The 16,800-nt window shown below is 60.0% G+C and carries 17 protein-coding genes; 7 read left to right on the top strand and 10 right to left on the bottom strand.

What is annotated here, in order from left to right; genetic code table 11:
• Positions 1–9: 9 nt before the first annotated feature.
• From lapG to ACRC4F_RS00170, 3 genes are all read right to left on the bottom strand, one after another.
• Positions 10–717 carry a cysteine protease LapG gene (gene lapG / locus ACRC4F_RS00180; RefSeq protein ID WP_438657567.1) on the bottom strand — a complete coding sequence of 236 codons (708 nt, stop codon included), beginning with the start codon at positions 715–717 and terminating at the stop codon, positions 10–12.
• Between the two features lie 231 nt (positions 718–948).
• A complete protein-coding gene (locus ACRC4F_RS00175) occupies positions 949–1,344 on the bottom strand; it encodes a YbaN family protein (protein WP_438657566.1) in 396 nt (131 codons plus the stop codon).
• A gap of 10 nt (positions 1,345–1,354) precedes the next feature.
• Positions 1,355–1,942, bottom strand: a complete 588-nt coding sequence (locus ACRC4F_RS00170; RefSeq protein ID WP_010461974.1) for a UPF0149 family protein — start codon at positions 1,940–1,942, stop codon at positions 1,355–1,357.
• A gap of 412 nt (positions 1,943–2,354) precedes the next feature.
• Here ACRC4F_RS00170 and recQ point away from each other — a divergent pair, with 412 nt between their 5' ends.
• The 4 genes from recQ to ACRC4F_RS00150 all read left to right on the top strand — a co-directional run bounded on the left by recQ (position 2,355) and on the right by ACRC4F_RS00150 (position 7,251).
• The gene (gene recQ / locus ACRC4F_RS00165; RefSeq protein WP_131062539.1) at positions 2,355–4,481 is read left to right on the top strand and encodes a DNA helicase RecQ; all 2,127 of its coding nucleotides are present in this window, start codon (positions 2,355–2,357) and stop codon (positions 4,479–4,481) included.
• A gap of 119 nt (positions 4,482–4,600) precedes the next feature.
• Positions 4,601–5,035: a MarR family transcriptional regulator gene (locus tag ACRC4F_RS00160; RefSeq protein ID WP_438657565.1), complete on the top strand. Its 435-nt coding sequence runs from the start codon at positions 4,601–4,603 to the stop codon at positions 5,033–5,035.
• Between the two features lie 128 nt (positions 5,036–5,163).
• Positions 5,164–6,918 (top strand): FimV/HubP family polar landmark protein, encoded by a 1,755-nt coding sequence (locus tag ACRC4F_RS00155; protein ID WP_438657564.1) that lies wholly within the window; start codon positions 5,164–5,166, stop codon positions 6,916–6,918.
• 45 nt (positions 6,919–6,963) lie between these two features.
• Entirely contained in the window at positions 6,964–7,251 is a 288-nt protein-coding gene (locus ACRC4F_RS00150; RefSeq protein WP_403099289.1) for a SelT/SelW/SelH family protein, read from the top strand.
• Here the strand turns inward: ACRC4F_RS00150 and ACRC4F_RS00145 are convergent.
• Together ACRC4F_RS00145 and ACRC4F_RS00140 are read right to left on the bottom strand one after the other, a co-directional pair.
• Positions 7,245–8,138, bottom strand: coding sequence for a DMT family transporter (locus ACRC4F_RS00145; protein ID WP_438657563.1), 894 nt, complete (start codon positions 8,136–8,138; stop codon positions 7,245–7,247). The two genes, ACRC4F_RS00150 and ACRC4F_RS00145, sit on opposite strands and share 7 nt — an antisense overlap.
• Positions 8,139–8,296: 158 nt before the next feature.
• Positions 8,297–9,061, bottom strand: a complete 765-nt coding sequence (locus ACRC4F_RS00140; protein ID WP_438657562.1) for an AraC family transcriptional regulator — start codon at positions 9,059–9,061, stop codon at positions 8,297–8,299.
• Between the two features lie 129 nt (positions 9,062–9,190).
• On the opposite strand from ACRC4F_RS00140, the gene ACRC4F_RS00135 reads away from it, so the two are divergent.
• Complete coding sequence (locus ACRC4F_RS00135; protein ID WP_438657561.1) at positions 9,191–10,006, top strand: UDP-2,3-diacylglucosamine diphosphatase; 816 nt, start codon at positions 9,191–9,193, stop codon at positions 10,004–10,006.
• Positions 10,007–10,142: 136 nt separating this feature from the next.
• Here the strand turns inward: ACRC4F_RS00135 and ACRC4F_RS00130 are convergent, their stop codons facing one another.
• Positions 10,143–10,733 carry an HD domain-containing protein gene (locus ACRC4F_RS00130; RefSeq protein WP_438657560.1) on the bottom strand — a complete coding sequence of 197 codons (591 nt, stop codon included), beginning with the start codon at positions 10,731–10,733 and terminating at the stop codon, positions 10,143–10,145.
• Between the two features lie 99 nt (positions 10,734–10,832).
• Entirely contained in the window at positions 10,833–11,144 is a 312-nt protein-coding gene (locus ACRC4F_RS00125) for an Mpo1-like protein (protein WP_438657559.1), read from the bottom strand.
• Positions 11,145–11,307: 163 nt separating this feature from the next.
• Here ACRC4F_RS00125 and ACRC4F_RS00120 point away from each other — a divergent pair, with 163 nt between their 5' ends.
• Positions 11,308–12,369, top strand: coding sequence for an AraC family transcriptional regulator (locus ACRC4F_RS00120; RefSeq protein WP_438657558.1), 1,062 nt, complete (start codon positions 11,308–11,310; stop codon positions 12,367–12,369).
• Here the strand turns inward: ACRC4F_RS00120 and ACRC4F_RS00115 are convergent.
• Positions 12,326–13,780, bottom strand: coding sequence for a TrkH family potassium uptake protein (locus ACRC4F_RS00115; protein WP_438657557.1), 1,455 nt, complete (start codon positions 13,778–13,780; stop codon positions 12,326–12,328). The genes ACRC4F_RS00120 and ACRC4F_RS00115 overlap by 44 nt on opposite strands.
• A gap of 122 nt (positions 13,781–13,902) precedes the next feature.
• Here ACRC4F_RS00115 and ACRC4F_RS00110 point away from each other — a divergent pair, with 122 nt between their 5' ends.
• The gene (locus ACRC4F_RS00110) at positions 13,903–14,469 is read left to right on the top strand and encodes an NAD(P)H nitroreductase (protein WP_438657556.1); all 567 of its coding nucleotides are present in this window, start codon (positions 13,903–13,905) and stop codon (positions 14,467–14,469) included.
• Positions 14,470–14,711: 242 nt separating this feature from the next.
• Here ACRC4F_RS00110 and ACRC4F_RS00105 read toward each other — a convergent pair whose 3' ends face one another.
• Positions 14,712–16,052: an ATP-binding protein gene (locus ACRC4F_RS00105; RefSeq protein WP_438657555.1), complete on the bottom strand. Its 1,341-nt coding sequence runs from the start codon at positions 16,050–16,052 to the stop codon at positions 14,712–14,714.
• Positions 16,053–16,313: 261 nt separating this feature from the next.
• Complete coding sequence (locus ACRC4F_RS00100) at positions 16,314–16,751, bottom strand: Spy/CpxP family protein refolding chaperone (RefSeq protein WP_438657554.1); 438 nt, start codon at positions 16,749–16,751, stop codon at positions 16,314–16,316.
• Between the last annotated feature and the right edge of the window lie 49 nt (positions 16,752–16,800).

Below are 16,800 nucleotides of genomic sequence, written 5' to 3'. Positions count from 1 at the left end.
CGACGGTGGCTAGCCTTCGCCCACGGCGAAACCTTCGGCTTGCATCTTTTTCAACACATCCTGCCAGCGCGACAGTTTCTTCGAGTCGCTGCTGCGTTTGCCGCCATTGGCTCCCGGCAAGTACAGGCCTTCGGCATTGAAGGCATACACCGGCAACAGGTCTTTGCGCTGGGAGGCGGGGCGGATCTCGCCGATCAGGTTATCGAGCACCAGCGGCTCGGCTGTGGGGCTGCTGTAGAAGGTCAGCACCATGTGAGCCTGGTTCTGGGTCAGGGCCTTGACGTAGGTGATGCGCAGTTTCTCGCTGGGAATCCCGAGCTGGCGCAAGCTGAAATATTTCGCCAGGGCGTAGTCTTCGCAGTCGGCTGCGCCCTTGACCAGCGATTCTTCTGGCGTGGCCCAGTAATCGGTCTGACGCCAGATGCGCGTGTCGTCCTGAAAATTCAGCTGTTGATTGAAGAAGCGATTGACCGCGTTCAGTTGCTCGCGCTCGGGTTGGTTGAGTTCGCTCTTGAGCATTTGACTCCAGGCCTCGATTCTTCCTTGGGCGGGGCCGAGCGGGCCGTAGCGCTTTTCGGCAATTTGCAGGATCTGCGCAAAGTCCCAGTCGGCCCAGACACTGCCCGGTCCGGTCAGCAGAAAACTCGCCAGCAGCAGCCATCCGCCGAGCCGAAGTCGGAGCGTTGACCATCCTGGACTACGCCGGCGACGGGACATGTCTGGCTGCTCGGGTGCAGATGACTGAAGTCTAGGCGGTGTTCTTTAAAAGACAGGACTAATCGTCGGGTCGGCAGATGGACCCTGTGGCGAGGGAGCTTGCTCCCGTTCGGCTGCGAAGCAGTCGCCAAACCAGTCAGTGAGGTCTTTCAGGAGAAATTGGGGTTGAGGTTTTGGGGCCGCTTCGCAACCCAGCGGGAGCAAGCTCCCTCGCCACAAATGCTCTGTAGCTCAGGATTTACGCAGGGTTTTCTGTTTGAGGATGTAGATCGTCACCAGCACCGCGCTGGTCAGCATGAACGCGCGCGCCCACGGCAGGGGCACCAGGTAGCAGGAGAACAAGATGCTCACCCACATCAGGCCGATCGCGTAGACCTTGCCCTTGAGCGGGATGCCGTTGCCGTCGAGGTAGTCGCGAATCCACGGGCCAAGTCGTGGATGTCCCACCAGCCACTGATAAAAACGCGGCGAACTGCGGGCAAAGCAGGCAGCCGCCAGCAGCAGGAAAGGCGTGGTGGGCAACACCGGCAGGAAAATCCCGATCACCCCCAGCGCTACGCTCAGCCAGCCGATGGCCAGCAGCACGTAACGCAACATCAGGGAGCGGTTGCCTATGGGGTTGTCCATAGGCAGAACCTTAGTGGTGACGAGGCTTGAGAATCGCCGGTTTTTCGTCTGGCGCCTGGCACAGCAGGTACAGCGCAGTCAGGGCTTCCGGGATCTGCACGATCATGTCGTCCATCAGGTTGGCGTCTTTGGCGATGTCTTCGAACTCAGGCTGTTCGTCGAACAGACCCGAACCGACCATGATCGGCAGCAGCATTTCGCTGACTTCGTCTTCGGCGGTTTCGAACCAGGCCGCTTCGCGCAGGAACACGCCTTCCATGAAACCGATGCACCAGCCGCGCAGGTCGGAATCGTCCGGCTCTTCGCCCAGGTCCAGGTCGCATGGCAGCTCGAACTCTTCATCGGACGCCAGTTGGCGAGCGATGTGAGCCTTGAGGGCCAGCAGGGTGGATTCAATCGCTTCACGCTCGGTGTCGTCGGCGTAATGCGGCTCTTCGGCGAAGAGGGCGTCGATCCATTCACGATCCGGAACCTCTTCGGAACAGATCGAAAGCGCAGTGAGGTAGCCGTGGGCGGCCACGTAGTCCAGCGCCTCGTCATGCAGTTCGTCGGCGTCGAGGAAGACTTGCAAACGGGTTAGTTGCTCAGCGAAGGACATTAAAGGGCTACCTTGGGGAATTAACAGATGCGGGAATTCTAGGCCTTCTTGAGCGCTTGGGCCAGCCGCGCGGCATTTTTGCGCCCCTGAGACCTCACAAACATCGCAATCCCTATGGGAGCGAGCCTGCTCGCGATGAGGCCGGTACATCCAATACTTTTATCGCCTGACACGCCGCCATCGCGAGCAGGCTGGCTCCCACAGGTTTTGCGGTGCATTGACGTTCGTGTGTCTTCTCAGCGGCACCCTTTGGTGGGCAGGCGTCGGGTATACTCGCGCGTTTTGTGATGCCCTGCTGGCGTCACGGCTGGAATGTGAAGCGTCATGCAATGCGCACTTACGATTTGTCAGTGCAGCCTGCGTGGTTCTGAACCAGCCTTGCAGGGATGTTTTTGTGATTTCTGGAGTTTTTATGCTCGAACAGGCTCAACGCGTCCTCAAGGACATCTTCGGCTACGACAGTTTCCGTGGCCGCCAGGGTGCAATCATTGAGCGCGTGGCCAGTGGCGGCGACGCCCTGGTGCTGATGCCTACCGGTGGCGGCAAATCCTTGTGCTTCCAGGTCCCGGCGCTGCTGCGCGAAGGCTTGGCGGTGGTGGTGTCGCCGCTGATCGCATTGATGGACGATCAGGTCGCGACCCTCGAAGAGCTCGGCGTCGCTGCCGCTGCATTGAACTCCACGCTGAGCGCCGAGCAACAGCGCGATCTGGCGGCGCGGATCAAACGCGGCGAAGTGAAGATGCTCTATCTGGCGCCCGAGCGTCTGGTCCAGCCGCGGATGCTGGCCTTTCTGCAAAGCCTTGAAATCGCCCTGTTCGCCATCGACGAAGCGCATTGCGTGTCCCAGTGGGGCCATGACTTCCGTCGCGAATACCTGCAACTGGGCCAGTTGGCGGAGCTGTTCCCCAATGTCCCGCGTATTGCCCTCACCGCCACGGCCGACAAGCGCACCCGCGAAGAAATCGTCGATCGTTTGCATCTGCAGAACGCCGAGCGTTTCCTGTCGAGCTTCGACCGTCCAAACATTTTCTACCGCATCGTGCCCAAGGAGCAGCCACGCAAGCAATTGCTGGCGTTCCTCGCCGAGCGCCGCAGTGATGCCGGCATTGTCTATTGCCTGTCGCGCAAGAAAGTCGACGAAGTCGCGGTGTTCCTCAGCGAGCAAGGCTTCCCGGCGCTGCCGTACCATGCCGGTTTGCCCAACGATACCCGGGCCCATCACCAGAAGCGCTTCCTCAACGAGGAAGGCCTGATCATGGTCGCCACCGTGGCGTTCGGCATGGGCATCGACAAGCCCAACGTGCGCTTTGTTGCTCACCTCGATTTGCCGAAATCCCTTGAGGCGTACTACCAGGAAACCGGTCGCGGCGGTCGTGATGGCCTGCCGGCGGATGCCTGGATGGCTTACGGCCTGCAAGACGTGGTGATGCTCAAGCAAATGCTGCAAAACTCTGAAGGCGACGAGCGCCACAAGCGTCTGGAGCAGCACAAGCTCGACGCCATGCTCTCGCTCTGCGAAGAAACCCGCTGCCGTCGGCAGACCTTGCTGGCCTACTTCGACGAAGACATGCCTGAGCCGTGCGGCCATTGCGACAACTGCGTCGATGGCGTGCAGACCTGGGACGCCACCGAGCCGGCCCGTCAGGCGCTCTCGGCGATATATCGTACCGGTCAGCGGTATGGTGTCGGTCATCTGGTGGACGTTTTGCTGGGCAAGGACAACGAAAAGGTCCGCAGCTTTGGCCATCAACACCTGTCGGTGTATGGCGTCGGCAAGGCCATGGGCGAGAGTGAATGGCGCTCCCTGTTCCGTCAGCTGGTGGCCCGTGGTCTGGCCGACATTGACCTCGAAGGTTACGGCGGCCTGCGCCTGAGCGACACGTGCCGGCCGCTGCTCAAAGGCGAAGTAACCCTGGAACTGCGCCGCGACCTCAAGCCGCAAACCACTGCCAAAAGCAGCAAGAGCCAGGCGAGCCAACTGGTTCGCGGCGAAGAGCGCGAACAGTGGGAAGCCTTGCGCGCCTTGCGTCGCAAGCTCGCGGAAGAACACGGAGTGCCGCCGTACGTCATCTTCCCTGACTCGACCTTGCTGGAAATGCTCCGCAGTCAGCCGACCTCGCTGGCGGAAATGGCCACGGTCAGCGGCGTCGGCGCGCGCAAGCTCGAACGGTATGGCGAGGCCTTCCTCGAAGTGCTTGGCGGTCAGGTCGAGGCGCCGAAAGTCGTCGCCGATGTGCGCCACGAATTGATCACCCTCGCTCGCGCCGGCATGACGCCGCTGCAGATCGCCGGTCAGCTGCAATGCTCGGAAAAGAACGTCTACACCATGCTCGCCGAAGCGATCGGCAAGCAGCAGTTGTCGCTGGAGCAAGCACTGGACCTGCCTGAAGAATTGATGGGCGAGGTTCAGGACGCCTTCCTGGACGGCGAGGGTGAGTTGCCACCGGTGTCTGAGATTGCCGCGCTGTTTGCCGGGCGAGTGCCGGAAGGTGTCTTGTACTGCGTGCGGGCGGCACTGCAATCCGAATTTGAGGTTTAAATGACTTGTTACAGTGATGTAACGATTCACTACAGACCAGAACTTGCCTCAAGCCAACGGCCATGCTTAGCTGACTAATAATTAGTTTTTCTCTATTTCAGTCTAATCATGAGTGTTTTATGCCGTTAACCGATCAACACCGATTTGGCATGCAACTGGCCCAGATGTCGCGCGGCTGGCGTGCCGAACTGGATCGCCGTCTGGCAGGCCTGGGTCTGTCCCAGGCACGCTGGCTGGTGCTGCTGCACCTGGCGCGCTTCGAAGAAGCACCGACCCAACGTGAACTGGCGCAAAGCGTCGGCGTCGAAGGGCCGACCCTGGCCCGGTTGCTCGACAGCCTGGAAACCCAGGGCCTGGTCCTGCGCCAATCGGTGCTGGAGGACCGTCGGGCGAAAAAAATCGTCCTCTGTGCCCCGGCCCGTCCTCTGATCGAACAAATTGAAACCATTGCCACTCAACTGCGCCGCGAACTGTTCGACGGCGTCGACGAGGCGGACCTGAAGGTTTGCATGCGGGTTCACGGGCACATTCTGGCCAACCTGGAAAAATCTTGAGGCATAACCACGCGTCAGCTTTTTGAGATACCCCGTTGGGCAGACTATAAAGAACTACTAGGCAATATCGTGTTCGTACCGGATGTGCGAACGCGTACAGGTTGGTTCTGGTTATCTAAGGGATGCTCATGCTCGAGAGTTGGCACGTTGTTTTGCGGTGGTGCACCAGGCTGCTTCTGGTCGGTGGTGCGGTCACTTACTCGGCATTGGCTCCTGCGCTGGGATTGGGCGACATTACCCTTCATTCCGCGTTGAATCAGCCACTGCGTGCCGACATCGCCCTGGTGGATGTCGGTGGGCTGGAGGAGGGCGAGCTGTCGGTCAGCCTGGCGACGGCGGAGGAGTTCGCCCGATCCGGAGTCGATCGGGTGTTCTTCCTCAACGACCTGAAATTCACGCCGGTCTTGCAGGGCAACCGCAGTCGGATCCGGGTGACGTCCAGCAAACCGGTCAATGAACCTTTCCTGAATTTCCTGGTGCAGCTCAATCAGCCCAACGGGCGTTTGCTGCGTGAGTACACAGTGCTGATCGATCCACCGGGTTCTCCGGGGATCGTGCCGGCCGACGACGAACCCGTCGCCAGCCCACAAAACTCTCCATTCCCGAGCGTCAAACCGGCTACTGCTCCGGCAGCGGCGGCGAAGAAGTCCGCGCCACCGCCTGCTGCCGTTCAACCTGCCGCGCCTGTGACCGATCCCGTCGCCGAGCAGCTGGCCGCCAGCGTGCTGCAAAACCAGCAGCTGCAAAAAACCATCGATGAGCTGAATGCAAAACTTCAGGCTCAGGACGAGCAGATCGCCGGCCAGAAAAAACAGGTGACCGAACTGCAAACCCAACTGGCAGAGGTCAAACAGGCTCCGTCGGTTGCGCCAGTAGCCGTAGCGCCTGCTGCCGTCGTTGTTGAAGAACCCGAGGCAAGCCATTGGCCGCTGATCATCGGCTTGCTGGGGCTGATCGCTTTGCTGCTGGGGCTGTTTATTCGACGTCGACGCCAACAGGTTCAGGCGTTGCCCGAGTCTTTGCCCGCTGCGCCATCGCCACATGAGCCGGTGCTTGAGCGTCCGGCACAGTCGGCGGTGCAACAGCCTATGTTCAAACCCGCTCCCGAACATCGTGAAGAAACGCCCACCGGCGATGTACTGGAAGGGGTCGGTATCTATCTGGCGTATGGCCGTTTTTCCGAAGCCGCCGGTCTGTTGCGAGAAGCACTGGTCAAGGAACCACAGCGTACCGATCTGGCCGTGCAACTGTTGGAAGTCCTCGGCAAACAAGGTGATGTTCCTGCCTATGACACGCAGGAAAACAGCCTGCGTGACGGCGGGTTCGATGTGGAAAAACTTCAGGAAATCCGCGCTCGTTACCCGAAATTGGGCAATGCGCAACCGATTGCAGCCGCAGCAGTTATCACCCCCGTGCAAGAAGCGGCACCTGCCGACGAGTTCCAGTTAAATCTGGATGACCTGTCGATGGATTCCAGCTGGGACCTGATCAGCCCATTCGACAACGCTAAATCTCCAGGCGAATCACCCAAGGCCGTAGAGCCTGCGTTCACCTCGAATCTGCACGTGTTGCCCGATGTGTTCGAGATGCCTGAAGAAACGACGCTGGATGAGCCAGAACTTGAATGGGTGGCCGAACCGGACTCACAGGCGCTGGACGACGACTTTCTCGACGAATTCAGCGATGCCGGCCGATCCCTGGAACTTGAACCGTTAAATTTGCAGTCGGTCGACTCGACCAGCGCTGGCAAACTGGAACAAGCCCAGACCTGTATCGATGACGGCGATCTGGACAGCGCTATCGAACTGCTCAACGAACTGCTGAAGGACGGCGATGAGCCGCTCAAGCAGACAGCCCGGAGCCTGTTGGCCGGCATCCGCTGAGCCTCTACTATAGCGGCGCCCTCAGGCTCAGGAGTCTTGCCCATCATGACCACGCATAAACCGGAAATCATCATTACCTATTGCACGCAATGCCAATGGCTGTTGCGTGCGGCCTGGCTGGCCCAGGAACTGCTCAGCACATTTGGCGATGACCTGGGCAAGGTCTCGCTGGTGCCCGGCACTGGCGGCGTCTTTCACATTTTCTGTGACGATGTGCAGATCTGGGAGCGCAAGGCCGATGGCGGTTTCCCGGAGGCCAAGGTGCTCAAGCAACGGGTCCGCGATCAGATCGATCCTGACCGAGACCTCGGCCACAACGACCGCACTCAGTGAGACGCGGCTTCGGCTGCCACGGCTTTTTTGCTTGAACCGCTCGACAGTCTGCTGGAAACCACGATCGCGACGATGATCAATGCACCGCCGATCAACATGCGCAGCGTCGGGTTTTCATCGAACAACAGCCAGGCCATGGTGATGCCGTACACCGGCTCCAGGGCAAACACCACCGCGGCGGTTCGCGCCTTGATCACCGCGAGGCTGGCGACGAACAAGCTGTGAGCGACGCCGGTGCAAAACACCCCGAGCAAACCGATCCACAGCCAGTCGATGGCGCGAACTTCGCTCAATTGCGGCGCCGCCACTGGCAGCAGGCACAGCGCGACCACCACGTTCTGACACAGCGCAGCTTGCACCGGCGGGATCCTTGCGGAGCTGGCGCGGTTGGTCAGGGACAGTAGCGCGAACAGCAAGCCTGAACCAACCGCCCAGAGCAGGCCCGTGGTGGCGCCACTCGCCAGATCGAAGTCAGGCGTGACCAGCACCAGCCCGACACTCACCAGCACCACCAACAGGATTTCATTGACGCGGATTCGCTCACGGAATATCAGCCCTTCGAGGATCACGGTAAACGCCGGGAAGCTGGCGAACCCCAGGGTTGCGATCGCCACACCGGCCACTTTCACCGCAATGAAAAAACTCACCCAATGCCCGGCCAGCAGCAAACCGCTGAGCAGCAGACGGCGCCAGTCCTGCGCTTCGAGTTTGTACCAGCGCGTGTTACTGGCAAACCGCGCGAACACCGCCAAGGCGAGAACCGCAAATGCGGCCCGGCCGAAAACGATGACGGCGGGCGAGGCGGCAGCCAGTTTGCCGAACACACCGGTCAGGCCGAACATCAGTGCGCCGATATGTAGGGCGCCGAGGGCGGTACGGGGAGTCATTGCATTCCTTGATAAACGTATTAAAACCGGGCGAGCAGACACCGCCACCCTGTAGCAGCTGGCGAAGCCCTGTGGCGAGGGGATAAATCCCCTCGCCACAGGGCTTCGCCAGCTGCTACACATTTGACCGCGTAACCTCCCGCGAGTCTGTCGGCAAACTATCGACTTTTGTCGCCAGCCTCGCGCCGCAATCTGCCCGGGGTCCTACCGAACTCCCTCAACACCGCCGCCGCAAATGCACTCTGAGAACTGTAACCGACCCGACTGGCGATCTCGCCGATGGGCAATGGCGAATCCCGCAACAGTCCCACTGCAATATGCAGTCGCCGACTGCGGATGTAATCCATCGGCGTCTGCCCGCATTCAGCGACAAACCGCGCGTGCAATCGGGCGCTGGACAGTCCGGCGACGCGCGCCAGATCGGCGACTTGCAGCGGATAGGCCGCGTATTGATCGATATGCGCATTCAGCGCCGCATACGGCAGGCGCCGACCGCCGACGATTTCAGGCTTGGCGTTATTGAGGCTGGCCAACAACAGCACCGCGCCTTGCTGGGCAATCAATGGGTCACTGACCTGGCTGCCCGCCAGCCAACTCACCAATTGGCTTTGCCCCGCATCCAGCGGCAGGCGGCCGGCGTTGTCGAGCAAGCGGCGGCAGGCGTCAGCGTGATCGCCAAGAGACTGCGAAATCCATTGATCGCTCGGCACATCCAGCACCAGGCAACGGCTGCCATTGCTGCTGCCGCAAGCGTGATGGAAGCCCGACGGCACCACCACGAAACTCTGCTGAATCACCTGGCTGCCATGCCCGTCCACCTCGAAGTCCAGCGCACCCGACAGCCCGAACACCAGTTGCGCATGGTCGTGGCTGTGGACGATCAGGTCCTTGGTGTATTGGCGCAGCGTGAGGATCGGTCTCATCGCAGGTCTCCCGGTCAAGATGCGGCCAGTCTACACCGGCCGGGCGTTGTCACAGGATTGACTCGCGGTTGTCATGGGCAATTAACCGGATTGAGGCAAAGTTGCCAAAACTTGCCCAGAGGGTTGCCCATGACCAGCGCCGAGCTCGCCAAACCCAGCCGTAAGCAACGTGTGCGGACCTTGTGGATTTCCGATGTGCATTTGGGCACCCGGGACTGCCAGGCCGAACACCTGTCGCAGTTCCTCAAGGGCTATCACGCCGACAAGGTCTACCTGGTGGGGGACATCATCGATGGCTGGAAACTGCGCAGCGGCATGTACTGGCCTCAGGCGCACACCAACGTGATTCGCCGCCTGCTGACCATGAGCAAGCGTGGTACCGAGGTGATCTATGTCACCGGCAACCACGACGAATTCCTGCGGCGCTATTCGAAGCTGATTCTGGGCAACATCCAGTTGGTGGATGAGGCAGTGCACGTGACCGCCGATGGTCGCCATTTGTTGGTGATCCACGGCGACCAGTTCGACGTGATCACCCGGTATCACCGCTGGCTGGCCTTTCTCGGCGACTCGGCCTACGAGTTCACCCTGACCCTCAATCGCTGGCTGAATCACTGGCGTGCCCGTTATGGCTACGGTTACTGGTCGTTGTCGGCTTACCTCAAGCACAAGGTGAAGACGGCGGTCAGCTTCATCAGTGATTTTGAAGAAGCCATCGCCCACGAGTGCGTCAAGCGCGAGTTGCATGGGGTGGTATGCGGACACATTCACCATGCCGAGATTCGCAAGGTCGGCGGGGTGGACTACCTCAATTGCGGGGATTGGGTGGAGTCGTGCACGGCGTTGATCGAGCATTGGGACGGGTCGATCGAGTTGTACCGGTTGGCGGATGCCCAGGCGAGGGAGGCGGAGTTGAAAGCCATTAAAATTCCAGAGCCGGCTTAAGAACAAGGTGTTTGGGCTGGCCTCATCGCGAGCAGGCTCGCTCCCACATTTTTGATCGTATTTCCCTGAAAGAACTCGGTCACCTGTGGGAGTGAGCCTGCTCGCGATGGACTGCGCAGCAGTCCCACCGGATCGATCAGGCTGGTGAATGTTGTTCCATCGCCGCCTTGTAGATCGAGTTCTTCGGCTGCGCAAACAAGCGCTCCATCATCGGCTCAAAGAAACTCAGCGGTAACGTCTCGTAAGCCGGATCAAACGCTGCCGCATCATATTTGGCGCAGAACTCGATGGTCGCCTGATACTGCGGATGCCCGCTGAATTGCTCACGCAAATGCCGATCCATGCCCAGGTGATGGAAGAAGTAATACCCCTGGAATATCCCGTGCTTCTCCACCATCCACAGATTCTCGGCGCTGACGAACGGCTTGAGGATCGCCGCGGCAATGTCCGGATGGTTATAGGAACCCAGCGTGTCGCCGATGTCGTGAAGCAGCGCGCAGACCACGTATTCTTCATCCCGGCCATCGCGCCAGGCACGGCTGGCGGTCTGCAGCGAGTGGGTCAGACGATCCACCGGGAAGCCGCCAAAATCACCCTCCAGCAATTTCAGGTGCGCCACAATCCGTGACGGCAACTGTTTGGCATAGGCACTGAAATCGGCGGCGATGATCGCCCAGTCCTCCTGCGTGCCATCCTGCATGTGGGTGAATCGTGCATTGGCGTTCATCAGCTATCCTCTTGTTCTAATCGAAAGGGATGTCTTGAGTGTAGAACTTGGATCCAGCATCGCACTGGCTGCGCAAGACGCTTTTGTGGCCAATGGAGCCTAGAACGGCACGCGACCCAAGATCATGTCGCGGTACATGACAAAGTCGCCGAGCAGGCTATAAAGAGGATGCTGGAACGTGGCAGGACGGTTCTTCTCGAAAAAGAAGTGCCCGATCCAGGCAAAGCTGTAACCCGCCAGCGGCAATGCCAGCAGCATCAACCAGGCGCCTTTGCCGATGGTCACCGCGAGGATGAGGATGACCAGGCTGGTACCGATAAAATGCAATCGCCGACACGTGCTGTTGCTGTGTTCACTGAGGTAATACGGGTAAAACTCAGCGAAGCTGTTGAAACGTTTTATGTTTTCCACGACTGCGATCTCTGTGGTTATTGTTCTGATTGCAAGTTGTTCTGCGGGTAGCTTATTTGAGTCTAGAGTGATCAATGGCATCGGCCAGTGACAATCGGTGCCACTTTAGTATCCTTCGCAAATCTGCCGCGGTAGACGGCTCACAAAACAGTAAGTAGACGCCATGAGCGAACGAACGACTTCTGCAAGCTGGGCGATGGGGATTGTCAAAGCACTGGAAATGGACGGCCTGGATTGCCGGGTTCTGTTCAAGCAACTGGGGCTTGACTATGCATCACTGGATGATCCGGATGCGCGCTTCCCGCAAGATTCCATGACGCGACTGTGGCAGCGAGCGGTCGAGCTGTCCGGCAACCCGGCGATTGGCCTGAACATGGGCAAGGTGGTGCGGCCGGCCTCCTTCCATGTGGCGGGCTACGCCCTGATGTCCAGCCAGACGCTGGCCGAAGGCTTTGAGCGACTGGTGCGTTATCAGCGCATCATTGCCGAAAGCGCTGACCTGAGTTTCCGCCTGCTGGATGAAGGTTATGCGCTGATTCTGACGGTGCATGGCGATCATTTGCCGCCGACCCGACAGAGCGCCGAAGCGTCGCTGGCCTGTGCGCTGGCGCTGTGCGGCTGGTTGACCGGGCGCACCCTGCAACCGCGCAAAGTGCTGATCCAGGGCGATCAGCCTGTCGATCTGGAACCCTATAAACAAGCCTTCCATGCACCGTTGGTGTTCAACGCGCCTTATGACGCGTTGATCTTCGAGCGCGCCGACATGGAGGCGCCGCTGCCGACCGCCAACGAGGCGATGGCGCTGTTGCATGACCGGTTTGCCGGCGAATACCTCGCGCGGTTTTCCGAAAGCCGCGTAACGCACAAGGCGCGGCAGGTCCTGTGTCGTTTGCTGCCACAGGGCGAACCCAAGCGCGATACCGTGGCGCAGACGTTGCACTTGTCGCAGCGCACCTTGCAGCGACGCTTGCAGGAAGAAGGCACGAGTTTTCAAACGTTGCTGGATGACACCCGACGTGAACTGGCCGAGCAATACCTGGCGCAGCCCACCATGACCTTGCTGGAAATCGCCTACCTCTTGGGGTTTGCCGATCCCAGCAACTTCTTCCGTGCCTTTCGGCGCTGGTTTGACGCCACCCCCGGCGAGTACCGGGCGCGGCTGATGCAAGCGCCTGCGATTGTCAGTGACGCCAGAATGCAGGAATACACAGAACAAACACCGTAATGATCTCCAGTCGGCCCAGCAGCATGCCGAACGAGAGAATCCACTTGGCGGCGTCCGGCAGGGTGGCGAAGTTGCCCGCCGGGCCGATGGTCTCGCCCAATCCGGGACCGACGCCGGACACGGTGCTGGCGGCGCCGGTCAGGGCGGTCATCCAGTCGACGCCGAGCAGCGACAGCAGCAATGCAATCACGCAGATGGTGATGGCGAAGAAGAACGAAAAGGTCAGGATCGAACGCACGATCTCTTCGTCGAGACGGTGACCGTTGTACTTTTGCTTGATCACCGCGCGTGGGTGAATCAATTGGTTAAGGTTGGCCTTGAGCAGGATGTAGGCCACCTGGAAGCGGAAAATCTTGATCCCGCCGGCCGTCGAACCTGAGCAACCGCCGACAAAACCCAGGTAGAAGAACAGCATCAGCGAGAAATTTCCCCACAGGCTGTAGTCCCCCAGCGCAAAACCGGTGGTTGTCACCACCGACGTCACGTTCAGCGCCACATGCCGCAACGCATCCAGCCAATGCAGTTGGGTGGTCCACCAGTACCAGGTGCCGAGCACCAGCCAGGTCACCAGCAACATGCCAATCAAACCTTGAACCTGCTGATCCTTGATCAATGCCCGACGGTTGCCACGCAAGGTTGCCACGTACAGGGTGAACGGCAGGCTGCCGAGAATCATGATGACAATCGCCACCCAGTGCACCGCCGGTTGCGTCCACTTGGCCAGGGACTGGTCGGAGGTGGAGAACCCGCCGGTGGAAATCGCCGACATCGCATGGTTGATCGCATCGAACGGGCTCATCCCTGCCCACCAGAACGCCAGGCTGCCGAGAATGGTGATGCCCACGTAAGCCGCAACGATCAATCGCGCCACCATGTGCGAGCGAGGCATGACCTTTTCGGAACGGTCCGACGACTCGGTCTGAAACAGGCGCATGCCACCGATTCGCAGCAGGGGCAGAATCGCCACCGCCATGCCGATAAAGCCGATGCCGCCAATCCAGTGCAGCAACGATCGCCACATCAGGATGCCGGGGGACATGTCGTCGAGGTGGTTCAGCACCGTTGAGCCGGTGGCCGTGATGCCGGACATGCTTTCAAAGAACGAGTCGGTGTAGCTGATGTGCTGGGTCAGGAGGAACGGCAGCGCGGCGAAAATGCACACCACCAGCCAGCTGCTGACGGTCAGCAGGTACATATCGCGCGGACGCAGATGCACATGTTCCGGGCGACCGGGGATGACCAGTGCAAGGCCGGCGACAAAGGTAATCATGCTTGCCCAGAGGAACGACGGCAGATCGCCCGTGCGTTCGAAAATCACCAGCGTGGCCATGGGCACGACCATGGCGATGGCCAGCGTGATCAGGAAGAGGCCGATGATGAAACCAATGAGACGTAAGGTCGGCAACGCCATGAAGTCCGCTCGGGCTGAAAGTAGGAAGGGCGCCATTCTACCCGTGGGGTCTGCTATGTAAACCGGCACGCCCGAGGTGGTTACCGCTAGAATAGCCAAACATATTTTTCAGGAGGTGGCCGATGCAGGCTCTCGACGCTTTGCTCAACCGTGTTTCCGTTCCACGACTGCTCGAACCGGCACCGACCGCAGAACAACGCGAAGTGCTGTTTGCTGCCGCGATGCGTGCGCCGGACCACGGCCATTTGCAGCCTTGGCGCTTCCTGACAGTCGAAGGTGCGGCGCGAGAGCAAATGGGCGAGTTGCTGGCCGAAGCAGCGAAACTGCAGGACAGCGAAGTGTCCGAGGCGGCGCTGGACAAGGCGCGCAATGGCCCATTGCGTGCACCGCTGGTGGTTGTGGTGATCGCGCGGTTGCAGGATCACGTCAAATACCCGAAATCCGAGCAATTGCTCGCGGCGGGCTGCGCTGCTCACGGCATTCTGCTGGCGGCCTACGCGCAAGGCATTGGCGCGGTGTGGCGCACCGGTGAACTGGCTTATTCGGCGCATGTAGCCAAGGGATTGGGATTGGCGGAGGGTGAAGAGGTGATTGCCTTCCTGTACCTCGGCACGCCGCAGAAAGAACCGCGTGTAGCAGAGAAAGTCGACCTCGCCGAATTCGTCAGCGCCTGGCCCACAAAGGCCTGACACCGTCGATCAACTGTAGGAGCGAGCCTGCTCGCGATAGCTATCTGTCAGTCACATCAATACTGAATGTGCCGACGCCATCGCGAGCAGGCTCACTCCCACAGTTGATCGTCGTCGAACGCAAATCCCGTATGCGCTGGAGATCTACTGTAGGAGCAAGCTTGCTCGCGATAGCGGTCTGACAGGCACTGCGATGTTGAGTGTGCTACCGCAATTGCGAGCAAGCCCGCTCCCACAGGGGATCACGGTTGGACGATGATTCCCGGCACCAACGGTAATTCCAGGCTGGCAATGAACCCGCCCTGCGGATGATTAGCCAGCACCAGACTGCCGCCATGCCTCTCTGCCGCGCGTCGCGCAATGGCCAATCCCAGGCCATGCCCGGCTGCCGTCTGCCCCGGAGCCCGATAAAACGGCTCACCCAACTGGCTCAAATGCTCGGCATCGACACCGGGCCCATGATCCCGGACGCTGACCACAATCCGCTCGCCATGACGCACCGCCTGCATTTCAATCGACTGCCCCTGCGGGTTGAAGCGCTGAGCATTGCGCAGCAGATTGTCGACGGCACGCTCGATCATCGTCGGCCAGCCTTTGAGGTTCAGCTGCGCTTCGGCGTCGAGGCGCACGGTCTGCTCCGGCGAACCCAATTGCGCATCCTTTTGCAGTGTATTGAGCAACGCGTTCAGGTCTACGTCTTCAGCGCTGGCGTTGTCGGCATCAACCCGTGCGAGCACCAGGATTTCACTGATCAGCGCTTCGAGCCGGTCGCACTCACGGGTCAAGCGTGGCGCGAGTTTTTCCCGTTCTTCGGGAGTGGCCCGTTCGGCCAGTGCCAAGGCAATGCGCAGTCGCGCCAGCGGTGAGCGCAGTTCATGGGACACATCGCGCAGCAATTGCCGCTGGCTGCCAATGAGGCTTTGCAGGCGCGCGCCCATACGGTTGAAGTCGTTGGCCAGCACACCAAATTCGTCACGACGGTTGGCCAGTTTCACCAGGCTGTTCTGCTGATAGGTGGTTTGCCCAAGGTCATGCACCGCGCCGCGCAAGCGGTTGAGCGGGCGGGTGATAGACAAGGTCACGAAGAGGCTGAAGAGGGTCAGCACCACCAGCGCAATGCCCAGCGCACTCAACGGCCAGAGCAGGCTTTCGCGGTGCCACGCGTCCAGTTCGGGGTGAGGGATGCGGTAGATCAACAGGTAGGTGTCGCCGGTTTTCGCGCTGGTGTATTCAGCGGTCAAGCGACGCCATGGCAGACGGCGATCGTCGTTGTTCTGTCGCGCTTCGAACGCTGCCGCCCGGCGCGGAAAAGTGCCGCGCACCACCGGATCGCCGCTCTCGTTAAGCACCTGGACGTCGATGTGATACTGGCGTTTACGCTGTTCGAGAATGTCCTGCGCAGCTTCCTCACCCTGGGCTTCGTAGGTCTGCGTCCATTCTTCGGGCAAGGTGTTGAGGCCCGGATGGCGGCTGAGAATCCATGCGTCCTGGTTGAGCATGTGCCCCAGCAGAATAGACAGCCCTGCAACCAGAGCGATGGCCAGCCAGAAGCTGGCCAGGATACGCCAGAACAATGAGCGCACAGAAAATCCTCAGACAAACACAGATTAATGTGGGAGCGAGCCTGTGTGGCGAGGGGATTTATCCCCGTTCGGCTGCGAAGCAGTCGTCAAACCATTGCTTGCGGTGTACCTGATACACCGCAATGTCTGATTCGGGGCCGCTTTGCAGCCCAACGGGGCGGTGCGACGTTTCGCTAAATCCCCTCGCCACAGGCTCACTCCCACATGAACCTGAATGGCAAAAGACCCGACGGGTTTAGCCGTCGGGTCCGGGTTAACGCATTATTGCGCTTTTTGCGGTTGCTGCGCTTTCCACGCTTTGAACTCGGCCCATTCGGCGCGGCGCTCAGCCTTCTTCTTCTGGATCTCGTCGAATTTCTTCTGTTGATCCGGTTTCAGCAGGCCACGGACATCGGCTTCGGCTTTCTTGTGGTTGGCGGCCATTTCATCTTTCATGGCTTTCTGGTCGGCCGGCGAGAGTTTTTCCAGGTACTTCTCGACCACTTGCTTACGCTCGTGCATCTGCTCGCCCATGATTTTGCGGATCTGCTCGCGCTGTTCGCGACTCAGGTCCAGCTGGCTGTACGGGCCTTTACCGTGCATGCCGTGCATCTGACCGCCGTGGCGCGAGCCGTCCATCGGGCCGGCACCTTCAGGCATGGCCATGGCAACGGTCGGCAGGGCGGCAGCGAACATCAGAGCGATAAGAGTCTTGCGCATGGTGAATCTCCTTGTCTCGTTCCCGGTACGTTCCGGATGAGTTCAGAAT

The sequence above is a fragment of the Pseudomonas sp. genome, from assembly GCF_051660785.1.
Classification (GTDB): Bacteria; Pseudomonadota; Gammaproteobacteria; order Pseudomonadales; family Pseudomonadaceae; genus Aquipseudomonas.
Note: the sequence above shows the minus strand (reverse complement) of the source record. Positions and strands in the feature narration are given on the sequence as shown.

Bases quoted from the DNA above. Each gene is read 5' to 3' on its own strand.
- lapG (WP_438657567.1), bottom strand. From the start codon at position 717: ATGTCCCGTCGCCGGCGTAGTCCAGGATGGTCAACGCTCCGACTTCGG.
- ACRC4F_RS00175 (WP_438657566.1), bottom strand. From the start codon at position 1,344: ATGGACAACCCCATAGGCAACCGCTCCCTGATGTTGCGTTACGTGCTG.
- ACRC4F_RS00170 (WP_010461974.1), bottom strand. From the start codon at position 1,942: ATGTCCTTCGCTGAGCAACTAACCCGTTTGCAAGTCTTCCTCGACGCC.
- recQ (WP_131062539.1), top strand. From the start codon at position 2,355: ATGCTCGAACAGGCTCAACGCGTCCTCAAGGACATCTTCGGCTACGAC.
- ACRC4F_RS00160 (WP_438657565.1), top strand. From the start codon at position 4,601: ATGCCGTTAACCGATCAACACCGATTTGGCATGCAACTGGCCCAGATG.
- ACRC4F_RS00155 (WP_438657564.1), top strand. From the start codon at position 5,164: ATGCTCGAGAGTTGGCACGTTGTTTTGCGGTGGTGCACCAGGCTGCTT.
- ACRC4F_RS00150 (WP_403099289.1), top strand. From the start codon at position 6,964: ATGACCACGCATAAACCGGAAATCATCATTACCTATTGCACGCAATGC.
- ACRC4F_RS00145 (WP_438657563.1), bottom strand. From the start codon at position 8,138: ATGACTCCCCGTACCGCCCTCGGCGCCCTACATATCGGCGCACTGATG.
- ACRC4F_RS00140 (WP_438657562.1), bottom strand. From the start codon at position 9,061: ATGAGACCGATCCTCACGCTGCGCCAATACACCAAGGACCTGATCGTC.
- ACRC4F_RS00135 (WP_438657561.1), top strand. From the start codon at position 9,191: ATGACCAGCGCCGAGCTCGCCAAACCCAGCCGTAAGCAACGTGTGCGG.
- ACRC4F_RS00130 (WP_438657560.1), bottom strand. From the start codon at position 10,733: ATGAACGCCAATGCACGATTCACCCACATGCAGGATGGCACGCAGGAG.
- ACRC4F_RS00120 (WP_438657558.1), top strand. From the start codon at position 11,308: ATGAGCGAACGAACGACTTCTGCAAGCTGGGCGATGGGGATTGTCAAA.
- ACRC4F_RS00115 (WP_438657557.1), bottom strand. From the start codon at position 13,780: ATGGCGTTGCCGACCTTACGTCTCATTGGTTTCATCATCGGCCTCTTC.
- ACRC4F_RS00110 (WP_438657556.1), top strand. From the start codon at position 13,903: ATGCAGGCTCTCGACGCTTTGCTCAACCGTGTTTCCGTTCCACGACTG.
- ACRC4F_RS00100 (WP_438657554.1), bottom strand. From the start codon at position 16,751: ATGCGCAAGACTCTTATCGCTCTGATGTTCGCTGCCGCCCTGCCGACC.